Raw genomic sequence first — 22,080 nt, forward strand, 5'->3', positions numbered from 1 at the left:
AGGGTCGGAACCTTTATTGCGTTTCAGCATCAAAAGTTTACGGCCAAGACTTGCCACTTCCCTTCATTTGTCCATGGATCTAACCAATGGGTTCCAACTAATATCTTGTCTATCGCTGCCAACGGTGTTATGGTTAGCAGTAATGGCTTGAAGATAAAAAATGACCAGGAGGTAAGTCTATGAAAAAAATAATTGTACTGATGATCTTGTCCATGTTTCTTTTGAGTTGCGCAGGTCAGAAACATACTGCCGGTGGAGCAGCCCTGGGAGGGGTAGGCGGCGGTATAATCGGAGCTCAGATAGGAAAAGGTCATGGCAGAACCGCAGCCATAATTGCAGGCACCCTTGCCGGAGCAGCTCTGGGAGGATATGTGGGCAGTTATCTGGACAGGATGGATGAGATGGACCGGCGTCAGATGAATTCGACCCTGGAGACCAAGCCCACAGGAAGCACCAGTCAGTGGCAAAATCCAGACACCAATACAGCTTATGCAGTCACACCCACCAGCACTTACCAGCAGCCGGATACTGGCAGGTATTGCCGGGAGTATACCACTGAAGTCCAGATCGGCGGTGAAACTGAAAAGGCTTATGGAACCGCCTGCCGCAGAGATGACGGAGTCTGGGAAATCATCAAGTGAACTGAAAGGAGATTATCCATGGTCCTGACTGTTGTGGCAGGATCGGTATAGACAATACATTTTTCATCAAGGTGTGATTAATGGAAACAAAGGCCGGTTTTACCGGCCTTTGTGCTTTGTGAATCAAAGCATCATGATCAGGGTCCCTGCCAGGGCCAGAAATACATTGGCAAAAGCGTATGTCCCTGCATAACCCAGGGCTGGTACCGGGCTTCCTGCGGCCTTGATCACAGCGTTGAGGGCAGGTGTGCTGGTCATGGCTCCGGTTATGGCTCCCAGGAGGATTACGGGATTGAATTTCAATACGTATTTCCCGAAAACAAAGCCGACAATGACCGGAACCGTAGTGATCACAATCCCGCTCACAAAAAGGACAGGCCCCAGGGTAAGGACAGCATCAACTATGCCCGGGCCGGCCTTAAGACCTATTCCGGCCATGAAAAATAAGAGCCCGAGTTCCATGAAAAGCCATCTGGCAGCTGGCGGAACCCTGCCAAAGGTAGGATGGATTGACCGCAGGAATCCAATGAGTATACCGGTCAGCAAAAGACCTCCGGCTGTTCCCAGGCCCAGGGAAAGGGCACCAACCTTGAAGGTGATCTTGCCGACAAAGAGCCCGGCTGCAATACCCAAAGCAAAGGTCAGCAGGTCTGTCTGGATAATGTTTCTCTCCACATGACCCAGGCGCCGGATGAGTTCTTCAAGCCTGTCTCTGGCTCCGGTAACCCTGACCACGTCGCCTTTTTCCAGAACAGTGGACTCGTCAATGGGGAGGTTCACGTGAGAACGGCTGACCCTGGTTACAAAACAGCCATATCTGGCTGGATAGTGCAGGTCACCCAGGGACCTGCCCACAGCATCAGGGTGGGTGACCACCACGTCATGGGTTTTGACCGGTGTGGTGAGCAGTTCTTTGTCCAGTACCTCAGGGCCAAGCATTTTTTCCATGCGCTCATGGCCTTCCAGAGGCCCGACCACTGAAACCCGGTCATTTTGCTCCAGGACCGTGTCTGCTCCTGGGGCGAATTTTTCCTTTCCCCGGATAACGCTCTGGATCACACATCCTGTTCTGGTGGTAAAGCTTAAGTCTTTTAAGGGACGCCCCACCACCTGGTCTGACTGAACACGGTAGGCCCGGAGCATCTGACTCTGGGATGATTCGGCACTGTCGTCATCTTCAGGGGTGAAGCGTTTCTGTCTGGCCAGTTTGACCGCTTCCTGGGCCAGGTTGAACTTTAACAGGTAGGGGATGAGTCTGATGAAGGCCAGAAGCCCAATCAGGCCGAACAGATAGGTTATGGCATAGGCTGAACCTATGTCCTGAATGACCAGGTCTGCTGATCTGGATTCAGGCAGCCTGGCCAGGCCGCTGTGAACCGCATCCTGGGCAGCGGCCAGGGTCGGGGTGCTGGTCAAGGCACCGGAAAGAAGGCCTGCGCTGATTCCCCTGGAAAATCCGAGATAGGAAGAGATGCCAAAGGCCAGAGCCACTGCACTGATGCTGACCACCAATGCCAGGGTGACGTATTTAAGGCCGTCCTCCAGAAAGACGCTGAAAAATCTCGGGCCGGCCTGAAGGCCTACTGAATAGATAAAAAGAATGAACCCTATTTCCAGGGTGTTGGCCGGAAGCTCAAAGCCAAAGTGTCCGAAGAAAAGACCAGTTAGCAGGACTCCGGTGGTGGATCCGAGTTCAAAACCCCTGACCTTTATGTTCCCCACCAGGTAGCCCAGGCCCAGGATCAGGAAAAACAGGAGTTCAGGCATGTCCCTGATAATTCCGATGAGGTCAATTTCCATTATTCGCCTTTGGGGAGATCACCATAAAACAGAAAATTAAGACCTGGCTGCTGCTTGGCTCTGTACATGGCCAGATCTGCAGCGTGGATGAGATCCTCGATGTTCTGGGCGTCGTCCGGATAGATGCTTATGCCCAGACTGGCATTGATAAAGCAGTCCTGACCGTCCACCTCGAATTCCATTTTCATAATCCCCAGGATCTTACTGAGAGTCCGTTCAATGTCTTTTTTTTGAGTCAGGCTGGAAATCACAAAAACAAATTCATCTCCTCCGAACCTGGCCACAGTATCTGTTTTTCGGGCGCACTGGGCCAGCCTGTTGGCCACAGTCTGGAGCACGGCATCCCCGAACATGTGTCCGTATCTGTCATTTATGGGCTTGAAATCATCCAGGTCAATGAAGATCAGCCCGACTTTCTGGTCGTACCTCTGGGCATAAGAGATGGCCTGATCCAAACGGTCGTTGAAAAGCTGACGGTTGGGCAGACCGGTCAGGGGATCATGCAGAGCCTTGCGGGTCAGTTCCTGCTCCACGATCTTAAGGGGAGTAATGTCAGTGAGCATGGCATACCAGGCCGTGGCATTCTCGAATTCATGGGGAACAGTACTTATTCTCAGCCATTTGATATTCTCTCCCGGACCATAGACCCTGAAATCCGAGCCAAAGGCCAGGTTGTCGGACATGCTCTGTTTGAACTGTCTGTAAATCCGGTTCAGATCATCGGGATGAACCCTTTCCCAGATGAGATCAGGCTTAATCATGATGCTCTCAGAGTTCAAGGCCAAAAGATTGAAGATCCCTGGGCTGACATACATCAGCTCCGGTTTCTGGCGGGGCAGAACCCTGTACTGGATAACTGCTCCAGGCATACGGGAGGTGACTTCCTTGAGCAGTTTTTCACTTCTCTCCAGAGCCTTGCGGGTGTTGATGTTGCGGGTAACATCCATGGCCACTTCAACCATGCTTACAACCTGGTCTTTATCATCCCTGACCGGATAGGCCCTGACATCCCAGACCCTGCCATCCCCGGTTTTCTGCTGGGACTTTTCCATTTTTCCGGATACAAGGGCCCTGGAAACCGGGCAGTCGGACCGGCCTGTTTCTGTGCACGCCCATAAAGAATTGCATTTTTGACCCGATACATCTTCCAGAGAGGAGTCTATGCTTTCCAGGGCGGATCTGTTGGCCCAGATGACCTTCATCTCCAGATCCAGACAGATGACAAGCTCACTAAGGCTGTTCAGAATGGTCTGGTACCAATGCTTCTGGCTGGCAACTTTTTCCTCGGCCTTTTTGAGCCTAAGCATGGCCTTGACCTGGGCAAGAAGCTCTCTTTTTTCCACAGGTTTGACCAGGTAGCCGTCAGCTCCAGTTTCAAGACCCAGGGCTTTGTCCAGGGGGTCAGTCCGGACTGCGGAAAACAAAAGGACAAGGATTCCCTGAAGGGTTGGGTCCGATTTCATGGCCCGGCAGACATCAAGTCCGTTAAGGTCTGGAAGTTTAACATCAAGCAGAACCAGATCCGGCATGTATTGGCGGGCTCTGCTGATTCCCTCGTAGCCGGTGGATGCTTCCATGACCCTGTAGCCTGCATCACCAATGATTTTGGAAGCAAACAAAAGGCCTGCTGGGTCGTCGTCTACTATGAGAACGCTTTCTTGATTTGACATGGATGGCAAGGAATGCGGGTCAGTAAGTTTTTTTCAGGTCAGCACCGCCAGTGGCCATAAACAAGGCATGATTGCCGGTAACCAGAAAACTGCAGAACTAAAAAGCAGCCCGGATAACCGGGAAAGAGCAGATCCGGGCCTTGATGGAAATATTATATAACATACCTGAGCAAATATAAACCACTTTTTTCCCCGTGACTTAAGCCGACTGAAAAAAGCCGGAACCTGTTTCTTTTTTTTGAACATGTTATGTTTTTTGCTTGTTAATAGATTTAATTTTCAGTATATTTTATATATGTAAAGTTTTGCTTCATTCGTATGGTAATCTTTCTGGTACGCATGTGAAAAAAATAACCCGATTTCATCACCGGAGTCCTGATCATGACTGAAGAAGTTTTTAAGGTCCTGCTGGTGGAAGACAACCCTGTGGACGTCCTATATTTTGAAAAGATATCCAGGGAAATGAGTGATGTTAGCCTGAGTCTGGTCAAGGCAGGTACCCTGTCCAAGGCCATTGAACTTGCGAAATCCCAAGAGCTTGACCTGGCAGTGTGCGACCTTGGACTGCCCGACAGCATGGGGCTGTACACGGTCAAGCAGATAATGGCTGTCTCTCCGGACCTGCCCATTATCGTCATGACCAATATCAATGATGAAGATCTTGGATTCAAGGCGGTAAAGATGGGTGCACAGGATTATCTGCCCAAAGGGAGCTACAATCCAGGCCTCCTGGCCAGATCCATCAAGTATTCAGTGGAACGAAAGGCTTATGCGGCCAGGCAACTATGGAGCTGCAGAGAAAGGTTCACGGCCCTGTTCAACAACATTTCCCAGGGAGCAGCCTTTTTTGACAAGCAGTTGAGCATGACCCACTGTAACCCCCTCTTTTCAGAGCTGCTGGGGCTGAAAGGTGTTCTGTCAGGTCCAGATATTCTTGATCAGGTTTCACCTGAATTTCTCCAAAGAGTAAGTGCTGTCCTGGAAGGATCAGAATCTAATATGGATATGGGGGCCTTGGTGTTGAAGAAATCAGCAGAGTTCCAGCCCTGGATTCGATGCATTCCGGTCAAAGACAGGCAAGGTGATGTCCAGGGAGTTCTCTGTCTGGCCATTGAAAAAACACCATCCAGGCCCTTGATAGACCTGGGTCCTGAAGCTGATTGATGCTGTATTCATTTTAACTGCCAAAGTCATTTTGAGGAACTGTTTTGCAACACCAGAAAAGATTTGATTTTGAATCCTGGGCCGGTCAGATCCAGAAGGTATCTGCATTTCTGGACACCGTCATCAAGGACAGGGAACAGGATTTTTTGAATCTGGGCCAGGAACTCCATGAAATATCTTCCAAATCATCCGGACTCTACAATATGGCCGGTCAATTGACCGACCTGGCTGGAGGAGAAAAGATTATCAAGGCCCAGACCGACCTCAGGCAAAAACTGGATGACATAAACACCTATTGTGATGTGACCTGGGGGGAAAAAAGCGCTGATCTTCTGGCAGGAGTGCTTGAGCAAAGCAGCTCTCTGGTTCTGCAGATGAATGACTTTAAAAAAATCGTGCGCACCCTGAATGTTCTCAGCTTCACCACCAGGATCGAGAGCGCCAGGCTGGGTGAGCTGGGCCGGGGGTTTATGACTCTGGCAGATGACGTGGAAAGCCTTGGCAGCAAAATGATGGCCCACTGGCAAAGAATAATTGATGAGTCATCCACTCTTTTTCAGCTGGTTGATTCTGCCCGGATCAGGGTCCGGGAACTGGTTGGGGATCAGAAGACCGGAGTGGGGATGGTGCTTGAGGACATAAATTCCAACCTCGGGTATCTGGAGGATATCAGACTCAACTCAAAACAGGCCTCAGAAGAAATGGAGGAAAAAGCCGGCCAGATCAGCTCGGGATTTAGAGAAATGGTGTCTTCAATGCAGTTTCATGACATAACCAGGCAGATCATTGAGCATGTCCAGGAAACCCTTGATGAAGTGCTTAGTCTGATCCGGCAGAACTCTGATCCGGTTGAAGGGGGTGACCAGGATTTTACGGAACAAGTGGCTGGTTGGATCAACAGGGTCTGCCATCTGCAAATCCGCCAGATGGATCAGGCCGGCTCATCGTTTTTCAAGGCAGTGGACAGCCTGAAGAATAATCTTGATTCAGTTGCCGGGAACGTTTCCGGGATGACGGATAGCCTGAAGAAATCCCTGGGCATGGGTGATGACCGGCAGGACAACTTGCTGGCCACCACGGGAAGCAAAATATCCCAGGTCAAGTCATGCATTAATCAGTTTGCCGACCAGAGCCGGGAAATCGGCAAGATAATGCAGACTGTGGGGAAGAGTGTGTCCCAGATGTCCTCTTTTGTGAATGATATTGAAGAGGTGGGCTCGGAAATCGAACTCATTGCTTTAAATGCTAGTGTGCGGGCTGCCCATACCGGCTCTGAGGGCTTGGCTCTGGGTGTGGTGGCTGTGGCTATTCAGCAGCTTTCGGGCCGGGCCAGGGAAAAGACGGGTGTGGTCACCCAGACTTTGAAAAGAATTGCCGAAGACTCTGGACAGTTGAATGAATTGACTTCCAGGGCCATGGACTTCAGCGGGTTTGACCGCATAAGCTCAGGGATAGACACTACTCTGACTGAATTGCAGGATCTTGATGCCCGGACCGGAAAGATGATTTCAGAGATACTTGGTACGGGCCGGGAGCTGGCCGAAACAGCAAGGCATCTTGGTGACAATCTTGGGATTCACCATGAGGTGATACAGGAACTGGATCAGGCCAAGGGTTTGCTGAGCAAAATAGTCCGGGAGACAGAAGCCGGATCTGGCAATGACTTTGAAAATATGGAGTGGCCGGAAAATCTGAGAAGGATGTTTGATAGATATACCATGGAGTCCCAGAGGCTTGTACACAAAATTCAGCTGGATGGACAGGCTGAACCAGAACAGGACGCCCAAAGTCCAGAGCAGGCTGATGACCAGGAATCATTGGGAGATAATATTGAACTGTTCTGAAGTGGATGGAACTGGCCACTTAAAAAGGCCATGAAAGATGATTCAAGGGTGCTGAACCGGCGAGCAGCCTTAAGTCCTGTCAAAAGCAGGGTCAAGGCAATTATTAGGAGAAAGCTGTGACTGATTTTCAGGTTACAACAGATAAGGACGGGGCTTTGGTAGTCCTCAAAGGCAGTCTGGGTATTGAATCGGCTTCTGAACTTTACGCTGGAATCAAGGAAGCCCTGGAAGCCCATGAAGTGATTCGGATCAATATGAGCGGGGTGGATAATGTGGACCTGTCATTCCTCCAGCTGGTCTGCTCCCTGTACAAGGCAGCGGTCAAGGAAGGAAAAAAGCTCGTCTTTGATCAACTTCCGTCCAGGATTGTCAGGAAGGCCGAACAAATGGGATTTACCGAGGAATATACCGGAGGATATTTCTGGAAAGGAGATGAAAATGGCTAAAACCATAATGACAGTTGACGATTCAGCCAGTGTCCGCCAGATGGTCAACTTCACCCTCAAGGATGCAGGATACACAGTTGTTGAGGGCTGTGACGGAAAAGATGCCCTTACAAAACTGACTTCGGCTGTGAACATGATCATAACCGATCTGAACATGCCCAACATGGACGGGCTTGAACTCATCCGCCAGGTCCGGGCCAAGCCTGGATTCAAGTTTGTGCCCATTATCATGCTTACCACGGAATCTCAGGCAGAAAAAAAGCAGGAAGGAAAACAGGCCGGAGCCACTGGATGGATAGTCAAGCCTTTCAAGCCCGAACAGTTACTGGCTGTGGTCCGAAAGGTGCTTGGTTAGACGTCCCTGAAATAGGTGCTTTTGGATCGGGGATGGTTTAATTGGTCCGAACTTTCACTAGGAGGCTTTAGATGACCAGAGCAGACCAGGGTCGTCAGGCATACCGGGTTGAAGCAGCTGAATTGCTGGACGAACTGGAGCAGGGCCTTTTGGAGCTGGAAGATAATCCTGATGATCATGAGTTGATCAACAGGATTTTCCGGGCCATGCATACCATAAAGGGATCAGGCTCCATGTTCGGGTTTGAGGAGATTGCTTCCTTTACCCATGAAGTTGAAACAGTGATGGATCAGGTCCGGTCCGGCACTGTAAGCCTTTTTCCAGGACTCATCGACCTTCTGTTCAAATCCAGGGATCTTATCAGCGATATGCTTGCTGATCGCGGTGCTGATCGGGATAAAAGGGCTCAGGACATAATCAAGTCTTTAAAGGGCAGTTTGCCTGCTCAGAAGATTGCCAAAGAGGCTGAACAGGTTAATCAGAATGAGGCTGAGCATCTTGCTGACAAGGCTGAACCGAGTACCTTCAGAATACGTTTCCGACCCCACCGGAATATATTTTTTACTGGTGCCAAGCCACTGGCTTTACTGGACGAACTCTTTGACCTGGGTATCTGCGAAGTTAAAGCCGGAACAACCAGGGACACCCCGCTATGCAAGATAATCGCCAGGACGGACGATATACCGGACCTGGCAGAGATGAATCCAGAGATGTGCTATACATGGTGGGATATTATCCTGACCACCAGTGACGATGAAAACGCCATCCGGGATATTTTTATCTTTGTTGAAGATGATTGTGACCTGCATATAGAAAAGATCAGTTCCGCCGGGGCAGTGGACATTGAAGAGGCGCACGACAAGCTCGGGGAAATACTGGTTCAACGGGGTGTGATTACTGAGCAGGATGTTGAAGAGGTCCTGAGCCTTCAGAAGCGGATCGGCAGTATCCTGGTTCAGAGTGGAAAAGTGTCAGCCCAGGAAGTTGCTTCTGCCCTTGCTGAACAGGAAGTAGTCAAAAAGTCGGGAGCCCGGAAAAAGGACAGTGTAGAAGTCTCCAGCATCAGGGTGGACTCCAGCAAACTGGACAGTCTGGTCGATCTGGTGGGAGAGCTGGTCATTGCTCAGGCCAGATTGAACCAGATTGCCGGTGAGATCCCCTCTCCCAGCCTCCAGACCCTGGCTGAAGAAATGGAAAGACTGTCCGATTCCCTTCGGGACAGCACTCTGGGTATAAGAATGATGCCCATCGGGACCACCTTCAGCAAGTTTATCCGGCTGGTCAGGGATCTGTCCAGGGATTTGAAGAAAGATATCAGACTGATCACCAAAGGAGCAGAAACAGAACTGGACAAGACAGTTATTGAAAGACTCAATGATCCCCTGGTCCATCTGTTGCGCAACAGCATCGACCATGGCATTGAGCCGCCAAAAATCAGAGAGTCCCAAGGCAAGCCGGCTCAGGGCACCATAACCCTTTCAGCGGCCCATGCCGGTGGAGAAGTGGTCATTGAAATAGTTGACGATGGACAGGGCCTAGATCCGGATGCAATCAGGAAAAAGGCACTTGAAAAAGGATTGATCAGCAGTGAGGCTGAGTTGGGAGATTTTGAGGTCCAGCAGTTGATATTTGAGCCGGGTTTTTCCACTGCCGGAAAAATAACCGGGGTCTCAGGCCGGGGGGTTGGAATGGATGTGGTCAAAAGGTCCATTGAATCTCTGAGGGGAAATGTTTTTCTGGAAAGCGTCAAAGGCAGCGGCACCAGGATCACTGTCAAACTGCCCCTTACCCTGGCCATTATTGACGGCCTTCAGATCAGGATCGGGGATGACAACCTGGTGGTCCCCCTGGCCATGGTGGAAGAGTGTGTAGAGTTGAGGATGGATGGCAAGAAAAAGGAATCCAAAAGTGTAATAAATCTGCGTGGAGAGATGGTTCCTTATATCCGGCTGAGCGATTGGTTCAGTATCCCCTGCCAGGATCTGGATATTGAGCAGATAGTCATTGTCAGTGTCAAGGATCAAAGGGTCGGTCTGGTGGTGGACAAGGTCGTGGGTCAGCATCAGACTGTGATCAAGAGCCTGGGCCAGGTCTACAGAAATGTCCGGGGAATTTCTGGAGCAACAGTCCGGGGAGATGGAAGCATGGCCCTTATCCTTGATGTTCCGGCCCTGGTGGCTGATGTGGAGGCGGAACAGCCTAAGGGTGGACACCAGCATGAACTTTAGGCTTGGTGGGATTCATGGCAAAAAAGATTAAGGTCCTCATAGTTGATGATTCGGCCCTGGTCAGGCAGACCTTGGCCGACATCCTGTCCAGCGACCCGGAAATAGAAGTCATGGGTGCTGCAGCAGATCCCTTTGCAGCAGTCTCCAAAATGGAGGAGCAGGTCCCTGATGTCATCACCCTGGATGTGGAGATGCCGCGTATGGACGGGATTACGTTTCTGCGCAAGATCATGACTCAGCATCCCATTCCAGTGGTAATATGCTCTACTTTGACTGGTGAAGGGGCGGAAACAACCCTTAAAGCCCTGGAATACGGGGCAGTGGATATAATTCAGAAGCCCAAGGTCGGTACCAAACAGTTCCTTGAAGAATCAAAGGTCCGGGTCTGCGATGCAGTTAAAGCTGCCTCTCAGGCCAGGCTCAAGCCTCTGTCCCGCATGGTTCAGGCCATGCACAAGATGACTGCTGATGCAGTCCTGCCACCGCCCACTACCCGGGCCATGGCTGAGACTACAGAAAAGATGGTGGTGGTAGGGGCATCTACAGGAGGTACCGAAGCCCTGAGGATTGTTCTGCAGGCCATGCCCCTGGACTGTCCTGCCCTGGCCATTGTTCAGCACATGCCGGAAAATTTTACTGCTGCTTTTGCCTCCAGGCTGGATTCTATCTGCAGGATTTCAGTCCGGGAGGCCAGGGACGGCGACAGCATGCTCAGAGGGCATGCCCTGATAGCTCCAGGGAACAGGCATATGCTGCTTAAAAGAAGCGGTGCCAGATACTATGTGCAGGTCAAGGACGGTCCAATGGTTGCCAGACACCGGCCATCAGTGGATGTCCTGTTCAGGTCTGCTGCCAGGTATGCAGGGGGCAACTCCATTGGAGTGATCATGACCGGTATGGGCGATGATGGGGCCAGGGGAATGAAAGAGATGCATGACCAGGGGGCTTTTACCATTGCCCAGGACCAGGAGACCTGTGTGGTTTATGGAATGCCCCAGGAAGCAGTCAAGTTGGGGGCTGTGGACAAAGTTGGATCACTGCAGGAGATCCCCAGGGAGATTATCAAAGCTGTGAACAGGTGATTTTTTGGGGTTCCAGCAGCTCCGGCCTGAGTGTGTAATACACTGTTTGGGGTGGAAACAGGCGGGCAGCTGGAACAGCAAATCAGGTGGTTTAGTTTAACGGCTGGCAAGCCACAGGCAGGAAGGAGCAGGATTGATGAAAAACATTAAGCTCGGTGTGAAACTGTTGGGGGGGTTCATTGCAGTGGCCCTCATCGTCCTTGTTGTGGGTTTTTTCGGCTGGAGGGGGGCCAATAATCTCAGCGGACATATTGAAGGGGTGGGTACCATTGATCTTCCCGGGGTCCAGGTACTCATGGAGATTGAAAAAGATTATGAATCTCTGCGGGTGGCTCAGAGGACTTTGCTTTCTCCCGGTCTAAGCCCTGAAGAAATGAATCGGCAGCTTGATATTCTTACCAGGCTCAGGAGTGACATCGCCCTGCTCCGGGAAAGATACGAAGCCCTGCCTGCGACATCCGAGGAAAGGGCCATGTGGCGTCAGGCTTCTTCAGCACTTGATGAATGGCGTGCAGTCAATGATCAGTATATTGAAACAGTCAGACAGCTCCAGAGAACCGGCATCAATAACCCGGCAGAACTGAGGGCTTATCTTCAACAGTTCCGGGGGGATCACCACGCTCTGATGGGTGATGTGTACGCCCTTATAACCACTGGGGATTATTTTGAGGGAGGAGATGACCCCACAGCCTGCAATTTCGGCCGATGGCTGGCTCAGTTTCGTACCGATAACCAGCAGCTGATGGAGATACTCAGGCGCATGCCTGCTTCCCATGACCCCTTTCACCACTCCATCAGAGAGATCAGGAATCAGGTCCAGGCCGGCAATACTGCTCAGGCCAACCAGGTACTCCAGGAGCAGACCATACCCGCTGCTGAGGAGACTTTTGAGCGTTTTAATGAGCTGCTCGCAGTGGCCCAGGAGGCAGAGAACCTTTTTAACCAGATGACCCAGATGGCCATGGTCACGGTCCGGGACCGGCAGGTGGAAGCCCTTGGATATCTTACCCAGGTCCTTGAACTGAATATTGACAATGCAGATCAGGCAGTGGCTCAGGCCCAGGCTGATGCAGCCCAGGCCCAGCTCATTGCCATGGCCGGGATGGGTATAGGAGTGATCCTGGCCTTGGTCCTGGGCGTGGTTCTCACCAGAGCCATTACAGCTCCTGTGGCCAAAGGGGTGACTTTTTCCCAGAATATGTCCCAGGGTGATATGACTTCAGCCCTGGATGTGGATCAGAAGGACGAGATTGGGGTGCTGGCCCGGGCCATGAACCAGATGCGTGATAAACTCAGGGAGGTAGTGGTTGAAGTAAAGACCGCTTCAGAGAATGTTTCAGCCGGGAGTGAGGAGCTGGCATCCTCTTCTGAACAGATGTCCCAGGGCGCAACTGAGCAGGCGGCATCGGTGGAAGAAGTGTCTTCCTCCATGGAGCAGATGGCGGCCAATATCAGGCAGAACACGGATAATGCCTCTCAGACTGAAAAGATAGCCAACCAGGCGGCAAAGGACGCTGAACAGGGGGGCAAGGTGGTTTTTGAGGCTGTGGATGCCATGAAGCAGATTGCAGACAAGATTTCCATCATTGAGGAAATAGCCCGTCAGACCAATCTGCTGGCCCTGAATGCGGCCATTGAAGCAGCCAGGGCTGGAGAGGCCGGCAAGGGATTCGCAGTGGTGGCCTCAGAGGTTCGTAAGCTGGCTGAAAGAAGTCAGACAGCAGCAGCCGAGATTATTGATCTTTCCGGTTCCAGCGTTGATGTGGCTGAAAGGGCAGGGGACATGCTGAAAAAAATTGTACCTGACATCCAGAAGACTGCAGAGCTGGTTCAGGAAATTTCAGCTGCCAGCAGAGAACAGAACTCTGGTGTGGAACAGATAAATCAGGCCATTCAGCAGCTGGACCAGGTCATTCAACAGAATGCATCAGCGGCTGAAGAGATGTCGTCCACTGCTGAAGAGCTTTCCAGTCAGGCTGAGCAGATGCAGGCCACCATGGCCTTTTTCCGCATAGGGGATGAAGCAGGTTTTTCCGGGCCAAAAACCAGGAGGATGAGCGTGAAAAAAAATGTTGCCCCTAAAGTCTCCAAAGCCGCTCTTAAGGAAGGTAAGGATAGTCGGGATAAACGCTTTGCCCTGGATATGGGTGCTGAAGATGACCTGGACAAGGATTTTGAGAAATTCTAGGTCCTGAAAGGATGAAAAGCTTGAAAAAGGAGTAATTTCCAGGGGCCTGGCCACCATCATGACCAGGCCCTGCCCTGCATCCTTTAAATCCCGTAATCCTGAAAAAGGAGAAGACATGGCGGAAAAGGAAAAAGAAATTAAAAAGACCAACCAGTACCTGACATTTACCCTGGCTGAGGAGCTTTACGCCATAGATATTGCTCAGGTCTGGGAAGTTCTGGATTACACACCCATTACCCGGGTTCCCAGGACCCCGGAATTTTTACTCGGCATCATCAATTTGCGGGGACGGGCTGTTCCAGTGGCAGATCTCAGGCTGAAGTTCGGCCTGGAAAGGACTGAGCGAACGGTTAATACCTGCATTATTATTGCCGAGGTCAAGATGGATGGGGAATCCACGGTCATGGGTGCATTGGCTGATTCTGTCCAGGAAGTGTTTGAAATATCGCCCTCGGAAATTGAACCGCCTCCCAAGATGGGGGCCAAAGTCAGGACTGAGTTCATCCAGGGTATGGCCAAGCATAATGACCGGTTTGTGATAATCATTGATGTGAACAAGGTGTTTTCATCTGAGGAGATGTCAATGGTCCAGGAAGCCGGTGAGGTTTCAGAATAGCACCTGTTATTATCAGTACCCTGAAACCGGGGATGTCTGAACATGACAGTCAACCTCAGTTATAAAAAACTGGCTGAGCGGGATTTTAAAAAGCTCAGCCAGTTTATCAGCGCCGAGTGCGGCATAAGGGTCCCGCCAGCCAAGAAGACCATGCTTGAATCTCGGCTTCAGAGAAGGCTAAGGTCCCTGGGAATGAGCGATTACAAGGATTATTGCGAATATCTATTCAGTCTCAAGGGGATGGAGATAGAGATGCCCCATCTCCTGGACGCAGTAACCACCAACACCACTCACTTTTTCCGGGAGCCAGGGCACTTTGAGTACCTTCACAACAAGGTTCTCCCGCAATGGCATGCTGAACACAAAAAAGACAAAGAGATGATCATCTGGAGTGCGGGCTGTTCTTCAGGAGAAGAGCCCTACACCCTGTCCATGGTCCTGGCTGAGTTTGCCGAACGCAATCCTGGTTTTTCCTTTGTAGTGGTGGCAACGGATATCAATAACGAGGTCCTGGAGAAGGCCAGCCTGGGCATCTATGATGAAGAAAGGATATCAGGAATTCCTCCTTTGCTGAAACGCAAGTATCTTCTGCGCAGCAGGGACAGGAAAAAGAAGCTGGTCCGGGTGATACCTGCCCTGAGGAACAAGGTGAAGTTCAGACGGCTTAACTTCATGGGCGAGTTCGGTTTCAGAGAGCCCATGGACGTGATTTTCTGCCGCAATGTCATGATATATTTTGACCGTCCAGTTCAGGAGAAGCTTTTACAGAAGTTTGTTTTTCATCTGGCTTCTGGAGGGTTTATATTTATCGGTCATTCAGAAAGTCTGGCCGGTATGGACCTGGGGCTTGAACAGACTGCCCCCACCATTTATAGAAAAAAATAGCTCAAAATAAAAAGGGTTCAGGCTAAACGCCTGAACCCTTTCATTTTTTATGGTAGCGAGGGAGGGACTTGAACCCCCGACACTGCGGATATGAGCCGCATGCTCTGACCTCCTGAGCTACCTCGCCGTAAAGAGCTAGTCTGATAATTGGTTTGGAATAAAAAATCAAGTCAAAAAATGACCGACTGTAGGCTGGTTCTCAGACCGGTTTATCTGCAGATCCAAAGGCTCATTCCCTGGATATCCCTTAATACGGCTCCGCTGACCGATCCCACAAAAAATCTGGAGAGCCCGGTTCTGGGCTTGGTCCTGCATTTCCTGCCCATGGCTATGGCTGCGAAATTGTTTTCCTTTGCGTGGCGGAGTATAGTCTGACCAACATTATTGCTGTCCAGAACCAGGGTGGATATCCTTTGCTCAGGAAACTTGTTCTCAGTGATCTGCTCCACTGCTTTGGTCAGGATCTGTTCAGGGTCGCTCTGGTCATTGCTTGAACGGACATGAAGGACAGTGATCCTGTTTTTGGGATCGGAATTAAGAACAAATCCGACATGATCAGCTGTATGCAGGCTGTGGTCAGAACCGTCCACGCACAGCAGCAGGTCTTTCCTCTGTCTTTCAGGTTCCCGGCAGATCCAGATGGGAAGGTCACACTGCTCGTCCAGGATCTTGCTGCTTACACTGTCCTGGATCAGGTTTTCCAAAAGGGTGAGGCCCCGGCGGCCCATCACCAGGGAGTCGTACAGCCCTTTGCGGCCGTGAGAGATAATGTCTTTGACCGTGGATATGGCACTGAGTTTGACATCTGTGCGGATGTTTTTTTCCGGATAACCAAAGTCAACCAGTTTCTGATTCACCTGGGACAAGAAGGATTTTCCCTTTTCCATGGATTCGGCCCTCAGGGCCTGGGCTGAAGCATAACCTCCATGACTTGGATTGGCGGTGACATTCAGGATATCGATCAGCAACTCATCCTTGTTGTGAAAGAAATAGCCCAAGAACCTTACTCCGTACTGGAAGGTGAGGTCATTGCTCACAGCCAGCAAAAAGTGTTTTTTTATTTTCATTTTTTCCATCCGGTCCTGCTTGGTTGATAATGTCCTTGCAGAGATTGTCCCTGATTCAGAATGAGATTAAGCTATAGAAGTGTTTGCAGTCAATGGATTTTTGATGTTGTCTTCGGTCCGGAACAGCTACACCAGTTTGTTTATCAGAGTGCCCTGGTCCGCAAAAGCGGCTGAAAGCACCTTTTGCTGGAAGTCGTAATCAGCGTCTGTTGAGCCGCTGAAGTGGTTGCTTGTATTCATGTAATCAAGAGTCTTGGTCACCACCTGGGCGCCAAAGGTTTCTCTGGTCATGGCCTGGCTTGCCTGGGCCATTCCGGAATCAGATTGTATTTCCATAACTCCTCCCTGCTGTGCCTCCGAACCGAAAACAACACCTGATCAGCTTTATCGGATGAATATTGAGATTGTTTAGAGCAGACTTCAAAGGCATGGGATCGATTTTGTCCGGATTGTCCTGATGGGTGAGGTCAGAAAAAGGCATTCACCTGGAGGTCTGGACCTGGCAAACCAGGAAGGCCAGAAAAGGCAAGGCTTTGCTGCCTGAAGGCCTTCAGGTTTGACCCGGTATTAATATGGCTTTATCATGGATGCTATCCTGAGATTAGCTGGAAGAGGTTAATAAAAAATGGCTTACAGAAAAATCGGTCTGGCCCTGGGAGGGGGAGCAGCCAGGGGATGGGCCCATATCGGGGCTATTCAGGCCCTGCATGATTGCGGGGTCAGGCCCGACTTTGTGGCCGGGACCAGCATTGGTGCCCTGGTCGGATCGGTTTATGCGTCAGGAAACCTGGATTCTTTCCGGGATGCAGTCCTGGCCATTGACCGGAAAAGAATCATCACCATGTTGGACGTGGTCTTTCCCAAGTGTGGACTTCTGGATGGAAAAAAAGTGACTGATTTTTACAGGTCATTTATTTCAGGCCGGTACTTTTCTGATTTGGAACTGGAGTTTCAGGCCACGGCCACTGATCTGCAGACCAGCAGTGAGGTGTGGCTCGGCCAGGGTGAGATTGCCAAGGCTGTCCGGGCCAGTATTGCAGTTCCAGGGCTATTTACCCCTGTTTTGATCGAGGACAGGCTCATGGTGGACGGGGGTCTGGTTAATCCCCTTCCGGTTAATGTGGTCAGGAAGATGGGGGCAGACCTGGTGATTGCCGTGGACCTGAATTACTATCTGGCCATGCGGGGCAACAACCTGGCCAGAAAGATGGATTGTGCTCAAAAAGAAGATGCCAGGGACACAGAATCCAGTGAGGGTTTTTTTCCGGGACTGATGGAACGCATTGACAAAATGGACATATCCCTGCTTGAATCCATAAGAAACTGGCGGAACAAGCCATCCAGTCCCAATATCTTTGAAATCATCTTTGCCTCGACCCTGGTCATGGAAAAGACCATTACCGAGCTCCGTCTCCATAGAGAGCCGGCTGACATCCTGATCAGACCGGAGCTGGGTGATATCAGGTTCATGGATTTTCACCGTGGCCGGGAAAGTGTGCAGGAAGGTTATGATGCCTGCCTGGCAGCTTTGACCGGAAATAAAAAGATCAGGGACATGCTCGGGATAACCAGACAGATGGCAGACAAATTAAAAAGAAACATCTCCTTCCAGGACTGATCCATCTTCAATCCTGACCTGTTTTCCAGAGTCATTGACCAGCCTTACTCTGCCCTTGATCCGGACATCCTTCCCAAAGAGCAGGTCTCCTTTGACCTGGAGATATTCACATTCCAAAAGGGATGGAACCCCGTTTGGAAATCTCTGTTCAAAATCATCCACTTTTTTATAATATTTTTCATCCAGGTGAACATCAGGCATGGGCAGGCTGCGCCTCGGGTCAGGGATAATGGTTTTCATCTTTGAGATGGAGAAACAGTCGGACATGACAGTTAAAAGATCGCTGGTGGTTTTGACCGGAGCGAAGCGATCCCTGGGCACAATCAGGGCACCAGCGTGGTCAAAAGCAGAGATGGCTGACCCCATGGCCGTTTCCAGCTGGTAGACCAAGGGAGATTCAGGGTTTCTGGGGTCCAGGTTTTTGGTGTTGATGATCAGGTCAAGGGGGATCATCTTGTGCCGTAGGAAAACTTTTTCCAGGGCTTCCAGGTTCAGCCAGATGGAGTTGGTGTTGAAAAAGGAATATTTGTCAATGTTCATGAATTCTTCAAGGTCGTTTTCCGGACACTGGGCGATTTCCCTCAGGGCCAGGCGGTTGTTTTTCAGGAGCCTGCACAAGTGGCCTCCCTTGCGGTCGGAAACAGTTCTGGGAGTGACTTCCATGAGAAAGGTGAATTCCTGGGACTTGAGGTAGCCCAGGATACTCTGGTTCATGGTTGCTCCAAGGTTGTCGGAATTTGAAATAAAGGCGTATTTATAGCCCTTGTCCAGGAGATTCTTCAGGATACCCGAAGTGATCAGGGCGGTATATATATCCCCGTGTCCGGGTGGATTCCATTCCAGGTCAGGGTTGTCAGGCCACCTTGCCGGCTCCATCTCTTCAGTCAGGATCTTGGGATATTTGTGCTGAAGAAAAGCCAGAGGAAGATGGTAGGGATTTTCCACATCTATATGGAGCATAGTGTCCAGATGGGTTCTGAAGCTGTTCATGAACAGAAGAGGGATGGCGATCCGGTATTTTTCCCGCAGGACCCTGATCTGGTCCAGGATCAGATCCAGAAAGGAGCTGTCCTGACGGACCGTAATCAGGGACTTGGCCGTTTCCATGCCCATGGTTGTGCCGAGCCCTCCGTTCAGCTTGATGATCACGAGTTCGGATATGGCTTCTTGAGCAGCCTCCCGGTAGGCAGAGGTTTTTTCCAGGTTATCCAGGTTTTCCAGTTCGTTTTCCGTTACAGGCAGGATTTCTTTTCTGGTGAGCTTGCCCTGGCTGCCAAAAACCAACTGGGAAAAGTAGCACTTGAAAAGATTGATGACAATGGGAGGCAGGGATTGCTCCTCCATCTTCAGGGCAAAGGGTCTGAAGATTTTCATCAGGTCCGGGTCACTGTTGGAAACGCAATTCAGATCATGATTATCCATGACTTCTCCTTGGTCAGCATTTGGAACTGGAACTGTTTTTCATGGACATGGGCTGTCCTGTACTGGCCAAAACAGCTCCCCAGTAGTTGGAATCAATGTTAAGGGTCTTTCTTTTTTGGGTTGCCAGAGAAAGGGGAAGATAAATAAATCTGTCCTGGAGCATGCTGACCAGCATTCCGGTCTTGCCGGCCATGGCTGCATGGACGGCATGCTGACCCAGGAATCCGCAATAGACCCGGTCGTTGGAGTTGGCCGGGATGGAGCGGATGATATAGCTTGGGTCAATGAACTTCAGGGTTACAGGAAGTTCTCTTTTCTTAAAGTGATTTTTGATTGCATCCCTTAAAACGGCACAAATGTCCCCCAGGATGATGTTGCCTGAAGCATCAGCTCCCTTTCGCTCAAACAGTTCCTGCCCGGCACCTTCGGCAACCACTATTACAGCGTGATCTCTGTCCCTGAGCCTCTTTTCCAGGTGAACCAGCAGTCCATTTTCCCCATGCAGCTCAAAGGGAGACTCCGGAATAAGAACAAAATTAACCTCTTTTAGGGCAATGGCGGCCTGGGCAGCAATAAAACCCGATTCCCGGCCCATGAGCTTGACCATGCCTATGCCATATGGAGCACCCAGGGCCTCGGTGTGGGCGCAGCGGATGGCTTCGGTGGCTTTTTCCACAGCCGTGTCAAAGCCGAATGTCCTGGAGACGAAGTGAACGTCATTGTCAATGGTTTTGGGGATACCGATGATGGCAATCTTGTTGTTTCTTCTGGCAACTTCTTCCTGAATGGCCTGAGCAGCCTTCATGGTTCCGTCGCCTCCAATCATGAACAAAATGCTGATATTCATGCGCTCCAGAGCGTCCACGATTTCTTCAGGCTTTTGGGGTCCCCTGGATGATGCCAGGATGGTTCCTCCGAACTCGTGGATCTGGGATACATTGTCTGGAGTAAGCTCCATCACCGAATGTCCGTATTCAGGGATAAAGCCCTGGAGTCCGTATTTGATGCCCAGTACCGAAGGCACATTGTAATTGTGATAGGCCTCCATGACTATGGCCCGGATAACGTCATTTATCCCGGGACAAAGGCCGCCGCAGGTGACTATGGCGCACTTGGTCTTGGATGGATCAAAGTACAGCTTCTGTCTGGGACCTGCTTCTTCAAAACATAGGACCTGGGGTGCGTTTTCTTCGGCTCCCAGCATTTCAGGATCAAAGTTCATGCTGATGGGCTTCTGATCATCCATGAAACGGCAGAACGGCAGCGGTGACTGGACCTTGGTCGGACCAAGGGTCTTGATGGATGTGTGGAATTTTTTGGTCATGTGGTGTTCCTTGGTTGGTTTGGCTTAGTTTGTGCCGAGGATATTATATGTTAAATGTTTGTCAATATGCAGGCAAGGAGTATCAAGCAGAACTGACCTGGCAGTATGGGGCCTGGTGCGTGTTTACAGGAATGGAAGGATTATTCCAAATTAAGCCTGGCAGTCAGCAGATGCCCAGCAGGCAGAACCGGGCTTGACTTTAGCCTGGCTGACACTGGAACAGACAATCTTCATGCCAAGACAACAACTACCGGTCAGCCTGGTGCTGAACATCCTGGCGGCTGAAGCAGGCAAAAATAAATATTGACAGAAAGGGTGAATTGTTTAGAAAAAGTTCAGTTTACCCGGCAGGAAAGGACAAAAAACAGGTTGTTCAGACCTTGAGGCTGAACAGGAGGTTTTATATGGTCAGCAAGGCCAACCCGTGGACTGAAATAAAAAGCATGCGGGAAGAAATGGACAGGATAATGAATGAATCCATGAATCAGAAAATGACTGGGAAGAACCTCAGGAGCAGGCTTTCCCTGTGGCAGCCTGTGGCAGATCTCTATCAGACTGAAGATCTGCTGGTTGTTGAAATGGAGTTGCCCGGAGTCCATCAGGCCAATGTCAACCTTGAGATTCAGGGCAACCAGCTTATGGTTTACGGTGAAAAGAAAATGGAAAAAGAGGCCACCGGCAGTGCCTACCAGATGCTGGAAAGGTCATACGGTCCATTCAGCAGGGTTTTCATTCTCCCGGACAACATCGATTCAACTGCCATTAAAGCTGTCTTTGCCAACGGCATTCTCAGCGTTTTCATTCCCAAGGCCGCCAAGGTCAAAAAACCGGTCAGCATCAAGATATCTGAAAACTGATTCAGATCCCTTGGTGATCAGCAGGAACATGCCATCCACCATATTCGTCAAGTGCTTTTTTTCACTTTGTCTGGATGAGGACTAGTCAAATAAGCGTTTTTTCGTCCAACATCTTGAAATTTATTGTGTTCAAGTGCCCAGTCTTTGTTAATTTTTTCTCAAATTATCTTGACGATGAGTAATACCTGTTTTAAGAAGGCGACATATTTTTTACTCAATGTGTTAATCTTTTAACAGGACCGGCCTTTATCGGCATCACCCAGACAGTGGCTTTCCGAGCCATGTCCGGATGACTTTGCTGAAAGTGACCGGTCTGGGATTGTAATGAATTTTGATAATCTTTTGGAAAAAAATAAAAGCCAGATCATAGACCTGTGGATCAGAAAGTTCACTGATACATACCCTGATGAATCCGCCCGGTTTTTTCGAGATGGGGCCGGGCAGTTCGCCAATCCCGTGGGCCATACTTTCAGGGTGAATCTTGAAAGTATTTTTGATGAGCTTTTTCAAGAGTCTGACCCTGATCGAATGGGCAGACTTCTGGATGGCATTGTCAGGATCAGAGCGGTGCAGGGGTTTCGTCCTTCAGAAGCTGTCTGTTTCGTGCCCATGCTTCGTCAGGCAGTCTGGGAGTCCTGCGGTCGGGAGATCAGCAGGCAGGGACTGATGCCAGGCTGGGTGGATTTCCTGAACCGCCTGGAGTGGCTTATGAATATGTCCTTTGATATCTACATGTCCTGTCGCGAACTGCTCTGGAAGCAGAAAGCCGAATTCATGAACTCCAGAACCCATAAACTGCTGGAGAGGGCCAATCTATTGGATAAAGCCGTAGAATAATTTTTAGGATAATGTACAATCTTTAAGCGAGGTAGC

General features: G+C 50.3%; 19 protein-coding genes and 1 tRNA gene. 13 read left to right on the top strand and 7 right to left on the bottom strand.

Annotated features, from left to right (window positions below):
- The first annotated feature begins 179 nt into the window (after nucleotides 1–179).
- A complete protein-coding gene (locus P771_RS0110240; protein WP_028575076.1) occupies nucleotides 180–641 on the top strand; it encodes an RT0821/Lpp0805 family surface protein in 462 nt (153 codons plus the stop codon).
- A gap of 123 nt (nucleotides 642–764) precedes the next feature.
- Here P771_RS0110240 and P771_RS0110245 read toward each other — a convergent pair whose 3' ends face one another.
- Together P771_RS0110245 and P771_RS18350 are read right to left on the bottom strand one after the other, a co-directional pair.
- Nucleotides 765–2,441 carry an aspartate:alanine exchanger family transporter gene (locus P771_RS0110245; RefSeq protein ID WP_028575077.1) on the bottom strand — a complete coding sequence of 559 codons (1,677 nt, stop codon included), beginning with the start codon at nucleotides 2,439–2,441 and terminating at the stop codon, nucleotides 765–767.
- Nucleotides 2,441–4,111, bottom strand: coding sequence for a diguanylate cyclase (locus P771_RS18350; protein WP_084301835.1), 1,671 nt, complete (start codon nucleotides 4,109–4,111; stop codon nucleotides 2,441–2,443). Before P771_RS18350 ends, P771_RS0110245 begins: the two co-directional genes overlap by 1 nt.
- Nucleotides 4,112–4,492: 381 nt before the next feature.
- Between P771_RS18350 and P771_RS0110265 the strand changes: the two genes are divergently transcribed.
- The 9 genes from P771_RS0110265 (at nucleotide 4,493) to P771_RS0110310 (ending at nucleotide 14,919) form a co-directional block, all read left to right on the top strand.
- Nucleotides 4,493–5,275, top strand: coding sequence for a response regulator (locus P771_RS0110265; protein WP_028575078.1), 783 nt, complete (start codon nucleotides 4,493–4,495; stop codon nucleotides 5,273–5,275).
- Between the two features lie 44 nt (nucleotides 5,276–5,319).
- On the top strand, nucleotides 5,320–7,119 hold the full coding sequence (locus P771_RS0110270; protein ID WP_028575079.1) for a methyl-accepting chemotaxis protein: 1,800 nt from the start codon (nucleotides 5,320–5,322) through the stop codon (nucleotides 7,117–7,119).
- 116 nt (nucleotides 7,120–7,235) lie between these two features.
- Nucleotides 7,236–7,565, top strand: coding sequence for an STAS domain-containing protein (locus P771_RS0110280; protein WP_028575080.1), 330 nt, complete (start codon nucleotides 7,236–7,238; stop codon nucleotides 7,563–7,565).
- Nucleotides 7,558–7,920, top strand: a complete 363-nt coding sequence (locus P771_RS0110285; protein ID WP_028575081.1) for a response regulator — start codon at nucleotides 7,558–7,560, stop codon at nucleotides 7,918–7,920. The genes P771_RS0110280 and P771_RS0110285 overlap by 8 nt, the downstream gene beginning before the upstream one ends.
- A 71-nt stretch (nucleotides 7,921–7,991) precedes the next feature.
- The gene (locus tag P771_RS0110290; RefSeq protein ID WP_028575082.1) at nucleotides 7,992–10,148 is read left to right on the top strand and encodes a chemotaxis protein CheA; all 2,157 of its coding nucleotides are present in this window, start codon (nucleotides 7,992–7,994) and stop codon (nucleotides 10,146–10,148) included.
- 14 nt (nucleotides 10,149–10,162) lie between these two features.
- Nucleotides 10,163–11,230 (top strand): protein-glutamate methylesterase/protein-glutamine glutaminase, encoded by a 1,068-nt coding sequence (locus P771_RS0110295; RefSeq protein WP_028575083.1) that lies wholly within the window; start codon nucleotides 10,163–10,165, stop codon nucleotides 11,228–11,230.
- A gap of 136 nt (nucleotides 11,231–11,366) precedes the next feature.
- Nucleotides 11,367–13,418: a methyl-accepting chemotaxis protein gene (locus P771_RS0110300; RefSeq protein WP_035244289.1), complete on the top strand. Its 2,052-nt coding sequence runs from the start codon at nucleotides 11,367–11,369 to the stop codon at nucleotides 13,416–13,418.
- Nucleotides 13,419–13,533: 115 nt separating this feature from the next.
- A complete protein-coding gene (locus tag P771_RS0110305) occupies nucleotides 13,534–14,034 on the top strand; it encodes a chemotaxis protein CheW (RefSeq protein ID WP_028575085.1) in 501 nt (166 codons plus the stop codon).
- 42 nt (nucleotides 14,035–14,076) lie between these two features.
- Nucleotides 14,077–14,919, top strand: coding sequence for a CheR family methyltransferase (locus P771_RS0110310; RefSeq protein ID WP_028575086.1), 843 nt, complete (start codon nucleotides 14,077–14,079; stop codon nucleotides 14,917–14,919).
- 50 nt (nucleotides 14,920–14,969) lie between these two features.
- On the opposite strand, the gene P771_RS0110315 is transcribed toward P771_RS0110310, so the two are convergent.
- The 3 genes from P771_RS0110315 to P771_RS0110325 form a co-directional block, all read right to left on the bottom strand.
- Nucleotides 14,970–15,046 (bottom strand) — tRNA-Met (locus P771_RS0110315).
- Between the two features lie 82 nt (nucleotides 15,047–15,128).
- Nucleotides 15,129–15,995: a universal stress protein gene (locus P771_RS0110320; RefSeq protein WP_028575087.1), complete on the bottom strand. Its 867-nt coding sequence runs from the start codon at nucleotides 15,993–15,995 to the stop codon at nucleotides 15,129–15,131.
- Nucleotides 15,996–16,112: 117 nt separating this feature from the next.
- Entirely contained in the window at nucleotides 16,113–16,322 is a 210-nt protein-coding gene (locus tag P771_RS0110325) for a hypothetical protein (RefSeq protein WP_028575088.1), read from the bottom strand.
- 289 nt (nucleotides 16,323–16,611) lie between these two features.
- Between P771_RS0110325 and P771_RS17230 the strand changes: the two genes are divergently transcribed.
- On the top strand, nucleotides 16,612–17,604 hold the full coding sequence (locus P771_RS17230) for a patatin-like phospholipase family protein (RefSeq protein ID WP_051617258.1): 993 nt from the start codon (nucleotides 16,612–16,614) through the stop codon (nucleotides 17,602–17,604).
- On the opposite strand, the gene P771_RS0110340 is transcribed toward P771_RS17230, so the two are convergent.
- Nucleotides 17,575–19,026, bottom strand: a complete 1,452-nt coding sequence (locus P771_RS0110340; RefSeq protein WP_028575089.1) for a UTP--glucose-1-phosphate uridylyltransferase — start codon at nucleotides 19,024–19,026, stop codon at nucleotides 17,575–17,577. The genes P771_RS17230 and P771_RS0110340 overlap by 30 nt on opposite strands.
- A gap of 13 nt (nucleotides 19,027–19,039) precedes the next feature.
- Entirely contained in the window at nucleotides 19,040–20,350 is a 1,311-nt protein-coding gene (locus P771_RS0110345; RefSeq protein WP_028575090.1) for an ATP-dependent 6-phosphofructokinase, read from the bottom strand.
- 404 nt (nucleotides 20,351–20,754) lie between these two features.
- On the opposite strand from P771_RS0110345, the gene P771_RS18355 reads away from it, so the two are divergent.
- Nucleotides 20,755–21,207 (top strand): Hsp20/alpha crystallin family protein, encoded by a 453-nt coding sequence (locus tag P771_RS18355; RefSeq protein WP_150112178.1) that lies wholly within the window; start codon nucleotides 20,755–20,757, stop codon nucleotides 21,205–21,207.
- A gap of 324 nt (nucleotides 21,208–21,531) precedes the next feature.
- Nucleotides 21,532–22,044, top strand: a complete 513-nt coding sequence (locus tag P771_RS0110360; RefSeq protein WP_028575092.1) for an RsbRD N-terminal domain-containing protein — start codon at nucleotides 21,532–21,534, stop codon at nucleotides 22,042–22,044.
- Nucleotides 22,045–22,080 lie beyond the last annotated feature (36 nt).

The sequence above is a fragment of the Desulfonatronovibrio hydrogenovorans DSM 9292 genome (assembly GCF_000686525.1).
Lineage (GTDB): Bacteria > Desulfobacterota > Desulfovibrionia > Desulfovibrionales > Desulfonatronovibrionaceae > Desulfonatronovibrio > Desulfonatronovibrio hydrogenovorans.